The sequence below is a fragment of the Telmatospirillum siberiense genome (assembly GCF_002845745.1).
GTDB lineage: Bacteria > Pseudomonadota > Alphaproteobacteria > Rhodospirillales > Magnetospirillaceae > Telmatospirillum > Telmatospirillum siberiense.
Genome location: NZ_PIUM01000023.1, coordinates 50,379 through 64,812, shown reverse-complemented (window position 1 = coordinate 64,812; position 14,434 = coordinate 50,379). Strand labels below are relative to the sequence as shown.

The 14,434-nt window shown below is 60.8% G+C and carries 12 protein-coding genes; 2 read left to right on the top strand and 10 right to left on the bottom strand.

Features of this window, described 5'->3' with window-relative positions; all coding sequences use genetic code 11:
• Positions 1-18: 18 nt before the first annotated feature.
• Together CWS72_RS27490 and CWS72_RS18110 are read left to right on the top strand one after the other, a co-directional pair.
• Positions 19-264 carry a hypothetical protein gene (locus CWS72_RS27490; RefSeq protein WP_146002799.1) on the top strand — a complete coding sequence of 82 codons (246 nt, stop codon included), beginning with the start codon at positions 19-21 and terminating at the stop codon, positions 262-264.
• Positions 265-598: 334 nt separating this feature from the next.
• On the top strand, positions 599-1,960 hold the full coding sequence (locus CWS72_RS18110; protein ID WP_101252040.1) for a S1C family serine protease: 1,362 nt from the start codon (positions 599-601) through the stop codon (positions 1,958-1,960).
• A gap of 200 nt (positions 1,961-2,160) precedes the next feature.
• On the opposite strand, the gene CWS72_RS18105 is transcribed toward CWS72_RS18110, so the two are convergent.
• The 10 genes from CWS72_RS18105 to CWS72_RS18060 all read right to left on the bottom strand — a co-directional run bounded on the left by CWS72_RS18105 (position 2,161) and on the right by CWS72_RS18060 (position 14,434).
• On the bottom strand, positions 2,161-2,628 hold the full coding sequence (locus tag CWS72_RS18105) for a hypothetical protein (RefSeq protein ID WP_146002798.1): 468 nt from the start codon (positions 2,626-2,628) through the stop codon (positions 2,161-2,163).
• 218 nt (positions 2,629-2,846) lie between these two features.
• Positions 2,847-3,953, bottom strand: a complete 1,107-nt coding sequence (locus CWS72_RS18100) for an ABC transporter permease (RefSeq protein WP_101252038.1) — start codon at positions 3,951-3,953, stop codon at positions 2,847-2,849.
• A 6-nt stretch (positions 3,954-3,959) separates the two neighbouring features.
• A complete protein-coding gene (locus tag CWS72_RS18095) occupies positions 3,960-5,090 on the bottom strand; it encodes an ABC transporter permease (RefSeq protein WP_199175776.1) in 1,131 nt (376 codons plus the stop codon).
• Complete coding sequence (locus tag CWS72_RS18090) at positions 5,077-6,804, bottom strand: ATP-binding cassette domain-containing protein (RefSeq protein WP_101252037.1); 1,728 nt, start codon at positions 6,802-6,804, stop codon at positions 5,077-5,079. Before CWS72_RS18090 ends, CWS72_RS18095 begins: the two co-directional genes overlap by 14 nt.
• An 11-nt stretch (positions 6,805-6,815) precedes the next feature.
• Positions 6,816-7,799: an HlyD family secretion protein gene (locus CWS72_RS18085; RefSeq protein ID WP_101252036.1), complete on the bottom strand. Its 984-nt coding sequence runs from the start codon at positions 7,797-7,799 to the stop codon at positions 6,816-6,818.
• On the bottom strand, positions 7,796-8,407 hold the full coding sequence (locus CWS72_RS18080; protein ID WP_101252035.1) for a TetR/AcrR family transcriptional regulator: 612 nt from the start codon (positions 8,405-8,407) through the stop codon (positions 7,796-7,798). The genes CWS72_RS18085 and CWS72_RS18080 overlap by 4 nt, the downstream gene beginning before the upstream one ends.
• Before the next feature lie 76 nt (positions 8,408-8,483).
• Entirely contained in the window at positions 8,484-10,550 is a 2,067-nt protein-coding gene (locus CWS72_RS18075) for a methyl-accepting chemotaxis protein (RefSeq protein ID WP_101252034.1), read from the bottom strand.
• A 185-nt stretch (positions 10,551-10,735) separates the two neighbouring features.
• Positions 10,736-11,833: a mannonate dehydratase gene (locus CWS72_RS18070; RefSeq protein ID WP_101252033.1), complete on the bottom strand. Its 1,098-nt coding sequence runs from the start codon at positions 11,831-11,833 to the stop codon at positions 10,736-10,738.
• A gap of 16 nt (positions 11,834-11,849) precedes the next feature.
• Complete coding sequence (locus CWS72_RS18065) at positions 11,850-13,184, bottom strand: MFS transporter (protein WP_101252032.1); 1,335 nt, start codon at positions 13,182-13,184, stop codon at positions 11,850-11,852.
• A 167-nt stretch (positions 13,185-13,351) separates the two neighbouring features.
• Positions 13,352-14,434, bottom strand: a complete 1,083-nt coding sequence (locus tag CWS72_RS18060; RefSeq protein ID WP_241911802.1) for a lactonase family protein — start codon at positions 14,432-14,434, stop codon at positions 13,352-13,354.

Genomic DNA, 14,434 nt, shown 5'->3' with positions numbered 1-14,434 from the left:
ATCTAGGGCGTCGAAGCAATGACGCGGTTATTTGTCAGCGGGCCCCAACTGACGACAGGCTGCCGGAACGCCCCGCCTCCCCCTGCTCCGCACGCCCTGGAAGAACCGGCAGACCTCGGCGTTCAGGAACCCGGCCTGCCGGGACAGATCGAGTTTGAACTGTTCGGCGGCACGTCCGCTGTCAGGCGCCGCCCGCTCGACATTGTCGGCGACCTCACCGGATGCGGCAGCGATTCACGGTCGCCGGATAAGCCATCATGCTGAGATGGAACAACGAGACGGCGTGGCAATCCGGCAGACAACTCCGGACATAATAGGCTCTGTTTGCCCCATCACATCTGAAACAAATGGCCTCCGGATCTTAAAGTCCAGGAAGCCTCCGAGGACAAGGCTTTATAACCAACTAACGGATAATTTCGTTATTTATTGATAATATCATCATATTGATATAAACTAGAATAGTGCGAATAAAAAATATTTTTCTAAAAATAATGTTGCGCTTTTTTAGTTAAATAATCACAAAAACGACACCGACCTCAATGGTGAGGCAGGAGGATAATCCTAGATGTATCCTTACGAAGACAAAGGGTGATCTGACATGTACGATGACCATCCACGGCAAGCATGTTCCCTCGGTCCACCGGCAGCATGTCTGATTGATCGAGCCGAAAAGTCGGTACTGGCGATGCTGATTGCCATAATGGCGACGGCACTGAGCGCCTGTACCCCCACTCCTCTCGACAACGCAACATCATTTACCCGCAACGGCGTGAGATTCACCAGCCCCGAAGCGGCCCTCGAAGCCAGGCGAACCGAAGCGGAAATCTCACTCGCGTCATTACCGACCGAAACGGATCCCGTACTCGGCAAACTGCGTATCGTCATTCCCGATCAAGATCGCCTACGTCCATATGCGGCATCGCGGCTATCCGATCAGAGCCGACGCACGCCGGTCGAGATCCGCTACCTTGTCAGTGACGGTGACCTTGTGATGCATATCGATGCCGAGGCGTTGATCCGGACTCATGCCTTTCAGCACTCGGAAACGATCCAGATCAACGACACGCTCGACCCGGACTCCGGCGATGCCGATTTTGTCCTTTGGTTTCAGATCGCTCCACAGCCATATTCGACGAGCGATGCCTGGACGGGACGTTGGCTGGTACGGCGCGTCAGCAGCCCTGCAATCCAGCCTGTTGGATTCGATGCCGGCACGCGGCCGCTGAGTACGGCCGCTTACGCCTCCTTCCTGAAAAACATACGCCAAGCCGCGCTAAACCTCGGCGGCAAGACAATGTCCGGAGCGAATCCGTTGGCGACGTCCGCGATGATAAAGACCAGCGGTTCCGGCGTAATCGTCGATGAACGGGGCCATGTGGTGACGAACGACCATGTCGTGCCGGCGTGTCGCAGCATTCATGTCTTCAATGGGAATCACGACGTCGAAGCCGTCGTGGTCGGGCGCGACACGGTGAACGATCTCGCCCTGCTCAAATTGCCCATGGCCACGCCACGGGCCGCCGTGACCTTCCGAAACGGCGCCGCCCTCCGCGCTGGCGAGGATGTGATCGTCACCGGTTTTCCTCTGCCTAGCTTGCTGAGCTCGGACATGTCGATCACGTCCGGATCGGTCACCTCGCTCAAAGGTCTGCACAACGACACTCGCATGGTGCAAATAAGCGCACCGGTGCAACCGGGAAATAGCGGTGGCCCCCTGCTCGATGAGACCGGTGCCGCCGTCGGCATCATATCCCGCACGCTCAACCCTGAAGCCGTCGACGCCGCCCTCGGCGCCCCCTTGCCGCAGAACGTGAATTTCGCGATCAAGGCCGAAGTGATCTTGCCATTCCTCTCCGCCAATGAGATTGGCTATGAGAGGAACGTGGCTACACGCCGGATATCGACACCCGATATCGCCGATAAAGCACAAAAATTCACCGTCCGGATCGAATGCCGCTAACGTTTTTCACATTTTGATTTTATCAAAATGTGCCTTCTGTTTCCTTCCCAGAACTATTTCCAGGCAATGGCGAAACGGAAGGCGTCAACGGCTTACGATCGGCGGACGACGATACTCTCTTCCGATGCAACGCTCCGGTCGCGCCCAATCGGACGGTCAATAATGGCAAGATTGGCCAATCGGTTCGCGTTTCGCACTCATTACCGGTCCATTTCAGGGTATTCAACGACATCGGACGGACGCCCCATGATCAGCTCTATACGGCGGGCCGATTCGTCCGCAATATTTCTGTCGGCGGCGGCTACCGGGGTACCATCGTCGTTCCGGCCCGGATTCACCGAGGTATATTGCCCCTTGGTGACGAGGTCCTGATAGAGAGCTATCGCCTTGTCATTCTGGCCCGTATTTTGATAGCCCGTGGCGAGATTGAACTGGTTCACGACGGTTGGATTGGTCGCCGAGGCTTTCTCGGCGTTACTGACCTCCGAAGCCCAGTTCCCCTTATTGGCGGCCGACCGAGCATCCGCGCCTTGGAGTAACGAATTGTCGCTGGCGCAAGCGGTCAGGAGGGAGGCACCGGCAAAACCGATAGCCAGAGAGCAGAGGCGAAACCGTTCGAAAACGGTGGGCGCCCCACTCATGAGAGAGGAATTATTTAGACGCATCATGTGCATTCCCTTAAATTGTGAGATAATAAAATATCTCGATTTCCACATTATAATTTATTAAATATTTTTCATAGCATCGGTAAATACTTATTTAATAAAATACATGTCACATGATATTAATTTATTACGTAGGTATTTTCCGTGAGTAGTAGACAATTTTCCGAACAGCATCCGACCAGAGATGTAAATGATCTTAAAATTTATGGAATATCAGCATTTTATTGCAACCGGCGACGAAACAGCCAGGATGCGGTAGCCAGGGTGAAAACGGCGATAACGACCATCGGCCAAAGATTGTCGAGCACCAATCCGGCCGGCATATCCTTGAGGAACACCCCCCGGATGATGACGATGAAATAGCGGGCCGGATCGATCAGCGTCACCAGTTGCAGCCAATCGGGCATGTTGGCGATCGGCGTGGCGAATCCCGACAACAGGATGGCGGGGGCGACGAAGGTGAAGGCGCCCAACATGGCCTGCTGCTGGGTGGCGACCAGCGAGGAGATGAACAATCCGACACCGATCACCGCCGCCAGATAAACCGTCATGCTGAGATAGAGCAGCCAGAGGGATCCCCCCAGCGGCACGGCGAAAACGAAGTGGGCGAAACCGATGATCAGACTGCCCTCGATGAGACCGATCAGCAGGCCGGGCACCGTCTTGCCGACGATGATCTCGCCCGGACGCGCCGGTGAGACCAGCAGCTGTTCGAAGGTGCCGAGTTCCCGTTCGCGGGCCACGGAAAGCCCGGTGACCACCAGACCGACCAGCATGGTCAGGATGGCTGTCAGGCAGGGCACCGTGTTCCAGGCACTTTCAAGATTGGGATTGAAGAAAGCGCGCGTCACCAGGGTCGGCTGCTGACCTCGGGCGGCGCCGGGCAGTTCGCCCTGATATTGATCGACGATCGATTCGACGTAACCCTCCAGAATTTGCGCGGCGTTGGAACGCCGTCCGTCGAGCAGGATGTCCACCGATGCCGGCCGTCGCGCGCCGATATCGCGGGAAAAATCGGCACCGAACCGCACCACCATCAGCACGTCCTGGGCCGCCAGAGCGGCCGTGGCCTCCTCTTCGTCATGCATCACCACGACCCGCCTCACCAAATCCTTGGCGCCGGCCAATCGCTGCATCAATTCGATCGAATGCCCCCCCATGTCGCGGTTGAGCACGGCGATCTCGACGTTTTTCACTTCCAGCGTGGCGGCAAAGCTGAACAGCACCATCTGGATGATCGGCGGAATGATCAGCATGGCCCGGCCTTTGGGGTCGCGCCACACCGCCCACAGTTCCTTGATGATCAGGCTTCTGATGCGTTGCCACATGTCCGACTACCCATCCAGCCGTTTCGGCGTCTTTTTGGCGACGACGGCAAACAGCACCGTCGCGATGACCAGCAGGGCCAGACTGTTGGGCACCAGCACGCCCGGCACGTCGCCGGCCAGGAACATGGTCTGCATGCTGGGAACAAAATAGCGGGCCGGAACCACATAGGTGAACAGACGGATCGGCCAGGGCATGCTGGGGATCTCGTAAACCAGGCCGGAGAGCAGGAAACCGGGAAGAAAAGCCGAAAACAGCGCCGCCTGGGTGGCGACGAACTGATTCTTGGCGAGAGTGGAGATCAACAAGCCCTGGCCCAGCGTGGTCAGCAGAAACACCGTGCTGACGGCGACGAGAACGAGAACGGATCCCCGGAAGGGCACGTCGAACAGCCAGACGGCGATGGTGGTGGTCACGCCAAGCGCCGCCATCCCCAGCAGATAATAGGGGATCAGCTTGCCCAGCAGCAGTTCGAACACCGAAAGCGGCGTCGCCATCATCGCCTCCATGGTACCGCGCTCCCATTCGCGCGAGACCACCAGGGCGGTCAGCATGGTGCCGATCAGGGTCATGATCACCGCGACCAGACCCGGCAAGAGGAAGTTCCGGCTTTCCTTTTCCGGATTGTAGCGATAGCGGGCCGTCACCCCCAGCCTGGGGGCGACGCCGCGCCCGCGACTGTCGGCCTCGATGGCCTGCCAGGTCTGCCAGGTGCCGCTGATGTAATTGGCCATCAGGCCCGCCGTATTGGGATCGCTGCCGTCGACCAGAATTTGCATCGGCGCCGGATCGCGGGCATAGAGGCGGTTGGCGAAATCCGACGGAATGACCACCACCGCATTGACCCGTCCGGCGACCAGATCCTCCTGACAGTCCCTGGTCGTCACGGCGCCCTGCACGCTGAAAAACCGGGATGCCAGAAAAGAGGCCGTAAGCTCCGAGGCCGCCGCGCTCTGCTGTTCGACCACCAGACAGATCGGCGATCGGCGCAGATCGAAACTCACCCCATAGCCGAACAGGAACAGCAGCAGCAAAGGCAGCACCACGGCGATCAACAAGCTGCTGGGATCGCGTCCGATCTGCAAGGTTTCCTTTCTGACCAGCGCCGTCAAACGGCGCAGGCGGTCACGTGGCGTCATGCCCCCTCCCATTGCGCTCCACGCTTTCGACCAGGCCGATGAAAGCATCCTCCAGCGTCGGATCGGGACAGGCCCCCGTCCTGCTCCGGGCCTTCAAACGATCCGGTGAGCCTTCGGCGATCAGCCGGCCCTGATAGACCAGACCGATGCGATCGCAATATTCCGCCTCGTCCATGAAATGGGTGGTCACCACGACGGTCACGCCGCGACCGACCAGGGCGTTGATATGGCCCCAGAATTCGCGCCGCGTCAGCGGATCGACGCCCGAGGTCGGCTCGTCCAGGAACAGCACCGCCGGATCGTGCATGGTGGCGCAGGCCAGCGCCAGGCGCTGCTTGAAGCCGAGCGGCAAGGCGCCGGCATTGACCTCGATATAGGGGCCAAGGCCGAAAGCCTCGACCATCTTCGCGATCACCGGGACGCCCCCTTTCGCCAAGCCGTAGATTCCCGCGAAAAAGTCAAGATTCTGGCGCACCGACAGATCGCCGTAGAGCGAAAATTTCTGGGCCATGTAGCCGATCCGGCCGCGCGCCTGCGACGCGGCGCTCATCAGATCGAAGCCCGAGACGCGGGCGATTCCGCCGGACGGCTTCAGCAGACCGCAAAGCATTTTGAAGGTGGTCGATTTGCCGGCGCCATTCGGTCCCAAAAGACCGAAAATCTCGCCGCCCTTGATGGCGAAACTGATCTCCGAGGCGGCGGTGAAAGACCCGAACCGTTTGGTCAGGCCCTTGGCCTCGACGGTCACCTCGCCGGCGGTGCCCAGCGCTTCGCGTGCGGCATAGGGCGAATCGCCGGTTTGCCTCTTTCCCAAACGGGCGACGAAGGCATCTTCGAAACGAGGCGGCGTCGGATCCAGCGATGCCGTCGGCGGCGCCCCCAGTTCGGCGGGAGTGGGTGGAGGCGCCCCTTCCGCCAGAACCAGCCGCAAATTGGCGCCCTGAACGATCCCGTCGATCACCGAGGGATGTTTGAGCGCCCGTTGAAGCACCTGACGCCGTTCGGAACCCAGGCCCCGCACCAGAAAGCTGCGGCCGGAAATTTCGGCGGTCAGGTCCCCTGGCGGACCGGAAAACAGCGACTTCCCCTGATTGAGCAGCAGGACATGGTCGCAGCGTTCGGCCTCGTCCAGATAGGCCGTGCTCCAGATCACCCCGATGCCCTGCCCGACCAGATCGGCGGCCATTCGCCACAGCTCGCGCCGCGAAATGGGATCGACGCCGACGCTGGGCTCGTCGAGCAGCAGAACCTTGGGCACCTTCACCAGGGCGCAGGCCAGGCCCAATTTCTGTTTCATCCCGCCGGACAGACGTCCGGCCAGGCGTTCGCTGAAACGGGCCAGATCAGTGAAGGACAACAGGCGTTCGAAGGTTTGGCGCCGTTCGGTACCGACGACACCCCGGATATCGGCATAGAGGACCAGGTTCTCCATCACCGTCAGGTCTTCATAAAGACCGAAGCGCTGCGGCATATAAGCGACGACGTCGCGCAGGCCGGCGGGTTCGGCGACCGGATCGAAACCGGCGACCCGCAATCGCCCGGCCGAGGGCTTCAGCAGCCCGGCCAAAAGACGAATCAGGGTGGTTTTTCCGGCACCGTCCGGCCCGACCAACCCGTTCAGCCGCCCCGCCTCGAAGACGACGGACAGGCTGTCGATCGCCGGCTGAGCGCCGAAGACCTTGCTCACCCCATCAATGTGGATGAGCGGTTCCATCGCCGACGCCCCTATTTACCGGCCGTTTCGGGAAAAGACACGCTGACCGGCATGCCCTGGCGCAGGGACTCGTCGGCCTGATCGACGACGACGCGCAGCCGATAGACCAACTCGGCGCGCTGTTCGGGCGTCTGCACGGTTTTCGGAGTGAACTCGGCCAGGGGCGAGATATAGCCGACCCGTCCATTGAAGGTCTTCCCCCCGTCGGTCCTTACCGCGGCGGCCATGCCGGGGTGAATCCGCTCCAGACTGGGTTCGGCGACATAGGCTCTTATCCAGGTGGGATGGGTGAGAACCGAGGTGAAGACCACATCGCCGGCGGCGGCGATGGTGCCTGGTTCGCGCACACGCGAGAGGATCACCCCATCCTCCGGCGCGAGCAGACGCGTATCGGAAAGATGCTGCTCGGCCAGGGCAACAGCGGCGCGGCTTTGCGCCACCTGCCCGCGCGCCGCCTCGATCCGCTCCGTCCGCGGCCCCTGGATAGCCAGGGCCAGGGCCGCCTTGGCGCCGGCCAGGCGGGCCTCCGCCTGCTGCTGCTGCGCCAGGGCCTGATCATAACCGGACTGTGGCGTATTGCCCGTTCTCAGAAGGTCCTGCTGGCGCCGGAAGGTCAGCCGGGCATTGACGAGGGCCGATTCGCCTTCATTCACCTGGGCGCGGGCCTGATCGATCTCCTCCGGCCGGGAGCCGTGCAGCAACTCGGCCAGATTGGCCTCGGCGACGGCGAGTTGTCCCCGCACCTGGGCGAGATCCGCCTCGAAGTCGGCGGTTTCCAACTCGGCCAGGACTTGGCCGGCCGTCACCTTATCCCCCTCCTCCACCGCGAGACGGTGAATACGCCCGCTTACCTTGAAGGCCAGATCGGCCTGCCGCACATCGACATTGCCCTGCAAAACCAGCGGGGCCGTTCTCTTGGCGTCATGCAGCCAGATCCAGGCGCCCGCCGCCGATACCGCCAGAATCATGCCAACGAATATGAAAGGCCGGTTCATCGGGGTTCCCCCTTGCCGGCCAGCAGGCCGTTCAGCAACATCTCGAACATGGCGTGCCCCTCCTCCAGCAAATCGAGGCGGCGACCGGTCAAGGACCAGCGCACCACGAGTCCCTGTAGCAAACCGATGATCATGAAAGCGGCGCGGTCGACGTCGAGCCCGGCGCGGAAAACCCCGCTCACCGTGCCGGCCCGCAGAATTTCGGCGAGAAGATCGTGAATCCGCCCGATATGCCCATAGACTGCGCTTCGCAGACGTTCGTTGTCCTTGTGCAACTCACGGGAAAACAGCAGCGCCGGCATGGCCGGGGTATCGCGCACGATGCGCAACTGAACGTCGAGTACGGCGTTCAGGCGGCCGAGCGGAGTGTCGGCGGTATCGGCGGCGGCCCGCAGGCGCGGCGCCACATGGCCGGCGATCCAATCGACCACCGCCAAAAGGATCTCCTCCCTCTTGGGAAAATGGCGGAAAATCGCGGCCTGGCTCACCCCGACGATCTCAGCGATGGCCGTCGTCGTCGCCGCCGATGGCCCTCCCCGGTCGATCAGGGCAAGAGCCGCCCCGACGATCTCCTCGCGCCGCTCCAACGCGCTTTTGCGCAAACGCATGACCGCCTCGCACGATTAAGTAAGTGAGTACACACTAACATAATCGCCTTAAACGGTCAATTCCGAGCCCGCCACATCACGTCAGCGTGGCCACCTGCCCCAGGAAAGCGTTCACCTTATCGTGAAACTGACGAACCTCACCGGCCATGGCTTGCGCGGAGGTTTGCACATGAGCGGCCTCGTCTTTCGCCTGGGCGGCCGCTTCAGCCAATTTTTTAGCCAATTTGGCGCCTTTTTCCGCCCCGTCGGCGGCGAATTGCACGCGCCGGCTGATTTCCTCGGTTGCCGCATGCTGCTGCTCGATCGAGGCCGCCACGTCGCCGGCCAGCGTGGTGATGCGGGAAATGCTGCCATCAATCTCTCCCATCGAAACGACGGCATTGTCCGAGGCCAAACGAATGGCCTCGATCTGCTCTCCAACGTCCTTGGTCGCCTGAGTGGTCCGCACGGCCAGCGCCTTCACCTCGCCGGCCACCACCGAAAACCCCTGTCCCGCTTCGCCGGCGCGCGCCGCCTCGATGGTGGCGTTCAGGGCCAAAAGATTGGTCTGCCCCGCGATCTCGCGGATCAGGTCCACCACGTCGCCGATCTTGGCGGCATAGTCCGCCAGCAGGGCGAACTGCTCGGAACTGCGTTTCACATTTTCCGAAGCGCTGAGGGACTGATCGGCCGTGTCGCCGACGCGGCTGGCGATTTCCCCAATCGAAGCCGAGAGCTCCACCGCAGTTCCGGCCAGCGCCTGCACTTCCATGCCGACATTGTTGGCCGCCTCGGCCACGCCATGAGCATCCGCCATCGTGGACGATGCGCTGGTCGTCATGCTTTGCGTGGTTCCGCACATGGCCTCGACGCCGGTTGACACCTCATCCAGCGCCTTGCCGGCTTCCGTTTCGAATTGCCTCACCTCGCCGGACAGACGTTCGGCCCTCGTCAACCGCTGCTCCTGGGCCTGCCTCGCCTCGGCGGCCACCTGGCGCATGTGGCGGGCATTGTCGCGCAAAACGATCAACGCCTTGGCCATCGCCTCGACCTCGTCGGCGCGTTCGGAGCGGTCGATCTCCACCTCCAGATCATCGGCGGCCAAACGGGTCACGGCCTCGGTCAACCGCCCCAGACGGAGGATCACCTGACGAAGCAGAACGATGATCACGCTGGCCGTGACGACACAAACCATCGACAGGACCGCCAACGAACCGCCAAGACGAATCCAGGCATTTTCGATGGCGGCGCCGTTGATGTCGTAGGCGGTGGCGATCGCGGCGTCGCGCATCACCAAACCGTTGTTCAACATCGGCGTCGTCCAGGTCCGCCATTCGCTGTCGGGCATCGGCGACGGCTGTCCATTGCGCGCCGCCTCGAGAATCGCGCGATACCGCTGTTCGCCTTCGGTCATCACCGTGTTGCGGACATGATCCAGCGCCTTGGCCAGCTTGGGGGGATTGCCGAGATTGGCCACCGCCTGCATCTGCATTTGCCAAATCAGCGCCACCTTGCCCGACAGTTCAGTCGAAACGACGACGCGGTCGGGCGAAAACGCCTGACCGCGCACGAACAGGCCAAGCAAGGCCGAACGGCCACCGTTTACATTCCGGGATTCCTGGGCCAACCGGGCCAGATTGGCCGGCCCGGAGAGATTGGGGCCGGCATTTGTCGTGCTGCGAAAGGATTCGTCGACCGCCGTATCGATGAAGGCCAACCCCCGCGAGATACCATCGACCGATGCCGCCAGGGCGTTGGCGGAGCGCTCCGCCTTCGGTTTCCGCAAATCCAGACGGGTCTGATCGCGCGTGCTTTTGAAGACCGAGATGGCGGAATCGATGGATGCCGTCGACAAACCGGCGATCAACGCCGCCTCCCGCGCCGCCGTCAAAGTCGCGTCGGTGGTGGCCACGGCCTTGTCGACCGCAGCCGCCACATCGCCCGACATGGGCGCGGCATTGTCCAGCGCACCGCCCCAGGCGCTCCGCTCCGAGGCCAAAAGACCACCGATCTGGAGACATAATTCGAACGTCTTAAGGGAACGGGTCGCGGCATTCTGCTGACGAAGATCGGAGACGGCGCTCCAGGCGATGAAGATGGAAACACCGACCGCAAGAACGGCAATAGCCAGATTTCCCGTCAAGATCTTGGCCCGCACATTCATGTTTGTCTCCCCCTCGACTATTTCCGAATACGATCGAAAATCACTATGCCATTCCCAAACAAACCCTCATGACCTTCAGCGAAGACAAGCGGCTCATGTCTAGTTTCACCGCCAGATACCAATAAGAAATACACCATTCACCGCTCAGTTCTCGTTGAAGGATATTCTCGAATAACGCTTTACTTTTATGACCTTACCCCCGCCGCTTGTAACAGTCCCCGGGTATAGCCCAGACAAAATGAGAAAAAGCGTTCCCGGCCGGGATCGACATCGGATAGGGGAACGTGATCGGGGCAAAGGATACCGGCGTAGCCGGCATCCCGATAAGCCGCGATGCATTTCAACATGTCGACCGACCCCTCGTCCGGCATGGCTTCGCGAAAATCGAGGTAGCCGCCCTTGATATTGCGGAAATGCACCATGAAGATCCGGTTGATGCCACTGGCGGGACCAAAGGCGCCGATCGCCTCAAGCACCGCCTCCGTGGGGTTGGGTGACATTTCCGCCACCGTTCCCTGGCAGAAATTGAAGCCATGCGACCTGCTTTCCGGCGCCAGGGCGATGAAGCGACGCATGCCGCCGATCGATCCCAAAACGTGATGGACGCCGTTCAATCCGCCCGGCGGATAAGCCGGATCGTGGGGATGGCAGGCCAGGCGCACGCCGGCCTTTTCCGCCGTAGGCAGCAGTTCCCCGACCAGATATTCGATGGCCTTCCACCCTTCGGCCTCGCTGATGCCGCCGGCCTCCGACGCCATCACCTGGCCGCAGGTTTCCGGGGCGCCCTTCGCCTCGACGGGCGATTGCGCCCCCTTCGTTCCATCCTCGGGAAGAACGACACCCCAATAGGAAAAACGGGCATCGGCCTCCGCCTTGTAATCGGCGGCCCGGAAGGTGCTGCATTTCATGCCGCCGCGTCCCTCGGTGACGCCGGTCCGGGTGATGCCCACCATGGCGACGGTATATTTCAAGGTGTCGACACCGCCGTCCGCGGCGGCCTGGATGTCTTTGCGCAATCTGCGGACGATGGCCTGGGCACGGTCGGGCTGGCGCAGGCTGTCGAGCAGGACGGACCCGACATCGAGCGCCATGACCTCAAGCCGCATGCCGAATCCCTCGACCCAGCGCCGCAGGGCGGCGACCTTGCCGGCGTCCCAGGCGCCGTCATCGCCCTGGATGGCGAAATTGGGCCGGGTATCGATGACAATTCCCGAAACGCCGAGCTGCGCCGACAGACGCATCCTCTCGTCGGTGGGACTGATCAGTTGTTCTCCGAGATACATGAATGACCTCCCCTGCCTATTCCTTCAGTTCCATACGTTTGACCTCGCCCACGATCACCAGATAGCTGAGAGCGGCGACCAGGGCATTGGCGCCGACGAAGACCAGCGCGCCGTTGAAGGATCCCGTTTCCTGAATGATGAAGCCGATGATGATCGGTGTCGAAATCGACGACAGATTGCCGCACATGTTGAAGACGCCGCCGGAAAGGCCGGTGATCTGCTTGGGCGCCGTATCGGACAGGACCGCCCAGCCCAGGGCGCCGACCCCCTTGCCGAAAAAGGCCAGGGCCATCAGGGCGACGACCAGCCATTGAAGGTCAGTGTAATTGCAGGCGATCATCGTCATCGACAGGACCATGCCGGCGACGATGGGAGTCTTGCGCGCCGCGGACAGGGAATAGCCCCGGCGCAGCATGTAGTCCGACATGATGCCCCCCAGGATTCCGCCCGCGAAACCACAGACCGCCGGCAGCGAAGCGACGAAACCGGCCTTCAGGATCGACATGCCGCGAGCCTGGACCAGGTAGACCGGAAACCAGGTGATGAAAAAATAGGTAATGGCGTTGATACAGAATTGGCCGAGAAAGATGCCCGACATCATGCGGCTGGCGAAAAGCTGGCGGATATAGTCCCATTTCGGGCCGCCGTCCGCCGCCTTTTCCTTCCTTCCCTGGTCGAGATTGACCAGTCCGCCGCCGCCGGCGATGTAATCGACCTCGGCCTGGTTGGCCCGCGGATGATTTACCGGGCTTCGCATGATCTTCAGCCAGACGAAGGTCATGACGATGCCCAGCCCCCCCATGACGCCGAAAACCCAGGGCCAGCCGAAGGCATGGGTGATCCAGCCCATCAGGGGCGCGAAAATCACCGTGGCGAAATACTGTGCCGAATTGAAGATGGCCGATGCCGTCGCCCGTTCGTTTCCGGGAAACCAGGCGGCGACGACGCGGCTGTTTCCGGGAAATGACGGGGCTTCGGCCAGTCCCACCAGGAAACGCAGGCCGAACAACAGGGCGATCGCCGCTCCGCCGGTGAAAAAGCCGACGGCTCCCTGGCACAGGGTGAACAGCGACCAGAGGAAAATGCTGAAAGCGTAAACGTTTTTCGAGCCGAAACGATCGAGCAGCCATCCGCCCGGTAATTGCCCGATGACATAGGCCCAGCCGAAGGCCGAAAAGATGATGCCCATCTGCGCCGCGTCGAGCCCCAGATCCTTCGAAACGACGGGTCCCGCGATGGCCAGTGTGGCCCGATCGGCATAATTGATGGCCGTCAGGACGAAGAGAAGAAGAACGATGTAATAGCGGAAATGTGTCCGCTTTTCCTGTGTTGACCCCGGCGTGACGTCCATGGACCTGTCCTCCCCGAAGATTGAGCCGGATCACCGGCCCGCTTTTAAGGCGCGTGGCATGTCATGAATCAAAGCTCAAGCCGGATGAATCCGGCCGATGGGCTATCCGCAAACAACCGTTTTCCGGCCGCCGTCCTTGAGAACGACGGCCGGAAACATGCTCCGAGTTACGGCAAATCGACGATTTCGACCCAGTTGGCGCCCTTGCCGGCTGGATAGCGGTCGAGCAGGGTCAATTCCCCTGTAGTCTGATTGATCCGATAAACCGCCAGGCGATCCGATTTCTCGCCGGATGCGATCAAAAAAGTCCCGGTTGGATCGATGCCGATCCCCCGTGGCTGCGTTTCCGTCGGATACTCGGTCACATAGGTGAGCCGCCCCGTTCCGGGTGCCACGGAGAGTAACGAGATCTTGCTTCTCGTTCTTTCGCTCACATAGAGAAAGCGGCCATTGGGCGTGATCTTCAAATCGGCGGACCAAACCCGCGATTTGTCGTCCTTGATGCCGGACTTGGCATTGGCTGCCGCCACTTGGGGATAGAGCCCGGGAACGAGGCCGGACCCGGCGGGCATGCTGGCGGTATCACCGACAGCTTTCAATGTTCCCTTGGCTTTATTGACGGAAAATTGAAAGACATTTCCACTCAGCTCATTGCTGACATAGATGTTTTTTTGATCCGGAGAAAAAATAATATGCCGAGGACCGTTTTCCTCGGGCTCTTTTATGAGGGCGGGCTTGTTCTCCGACAATTTTCCCGTCTTCGCGTCGAAACGGAATTGCAGGATTTGGTCGCTGCCGAGATTTGTCGCATAGACGAATTTATTGGACGCGTCGATACGAATGCTATGTGCGTTGTGGCCGGTCGGAACGACCTGAATGGCCTCGGCGCGGGCAAGTCCGGCTTCATCAATCGGGTTTACGGCGATCTTGTCCCCGCCGTAGGACGCCGTGAAAAGAAACCGCCCCGTAGCGTCGATCGAAATGTAGGCCATGCTGTCGGGCAATGGCGCGCTCGCCTTTTGACTGAGCGCGCCGCTCGACGGATCGATGGCATAGGTCACCACGTTGAACGGTTTCGACCGAACGGAGGCATAAAGGAATTTCTTGTCCGGGCTGACGGTCATCGGCATCACCGCCTTGCCCGCCGAGGTCTTACCGAGGGAGGAAAGCGATCCGGTTTCCTTGTCCAAGAGGAAACCGTCGATGTCGCCGTCCTCGGCATTGGAAACGTAGACGAAGGTTTTAGCCAT

Excerpts from the sequence above, each read along its gene's own strand:
- CWS72_RS27490 (WP_146002799.1), top strand. The coding sequence starts at position 19 with ATGACGCGGTTATTTGTCAGCGGGCCCCAACTGACGACAGGCTGCCGG.
- CWS72_RS18110 (WP_101252040.1), top strand. The coding sequence starts at position 599 with ATGTACGATGACCATCCACGGCAAGCATGTTCCCTCGGTCCACCGGCA.
- CWS72_RS18105 (WP_146002798.1), bottom strand. The coding sequence starts at position 2,628 with ATGATGCGTCTAAATAATTCCTCTCTCATGAGTGGGGCGCCCACCGTT.
- CWS72_RS18100 (WP_101252038.1), bottom strand. The coding sequence starts at position 3,953 with ATGTGGCAACGCATCAGAAGCCTGATCATCAAGGAACTGTGGGCGGTG.
- CWS72_RS18095 (WP_199175776.1), bottom strand. The coding sequence starts at position 5,090 with ATGACGCCACGTGACCGCCTGCGCCGTTTGACGGCGCTGGTCAGAAAG.
- CWS72_RS18090 (WP_101252037.1), bottom strand. The coding sequence starts at position 6,804 with ATGGAACCGCTCATCCACATTGATGGGGTGAGCAAGGTCTTCGGCGCT.
- CWS72_RS18085 (WP_101252036.1), bottom strand. The coding sequence starts at position 7,799 with ATGAACCGGCCTTTCATATTCGTTGGCATGATTCTGGCGGTATCGGCG.
- CWS72_RS18080 (WP_101252035.1), bottom strand. The coding sequence starts at position 8,407 with ATGCGTTTGCGCAAAAGCGCGTTGGAGCGGCGCGAGGAGATCGTCGGG.
- CWS72_RS18075 (WP_101252034.1), bottom strand. The coding sequence starts at position 10,550 with ATGAATGTGCGGGCCAAGATCTTGACGGGAAATCTGGCTATTGCCGTT.
- CWS72_RS18070 (WP_101252033.1), bottom strand. The coding sequence starts at position 11,833 with ATGTATCTCGGAGAACAACTGATCAGTCCCACCGACGAGAGGATGCGT.
- CWS72_RS18065 (WP_101252032.1), bottom strand. The coding sequence starts at position 13,184 with ATGGACGTCACGCCGGGGTCAACACAGGAAAAGCGGACACATTTCCGC.
- CWS72_RS18060 (WP_241911802.1), bottom strand. The coding sequence starts at position 14,434 with ATGGCTAAAACCTTCGTCTACGTTTCCAATGCCGAGGACGGCGACATC.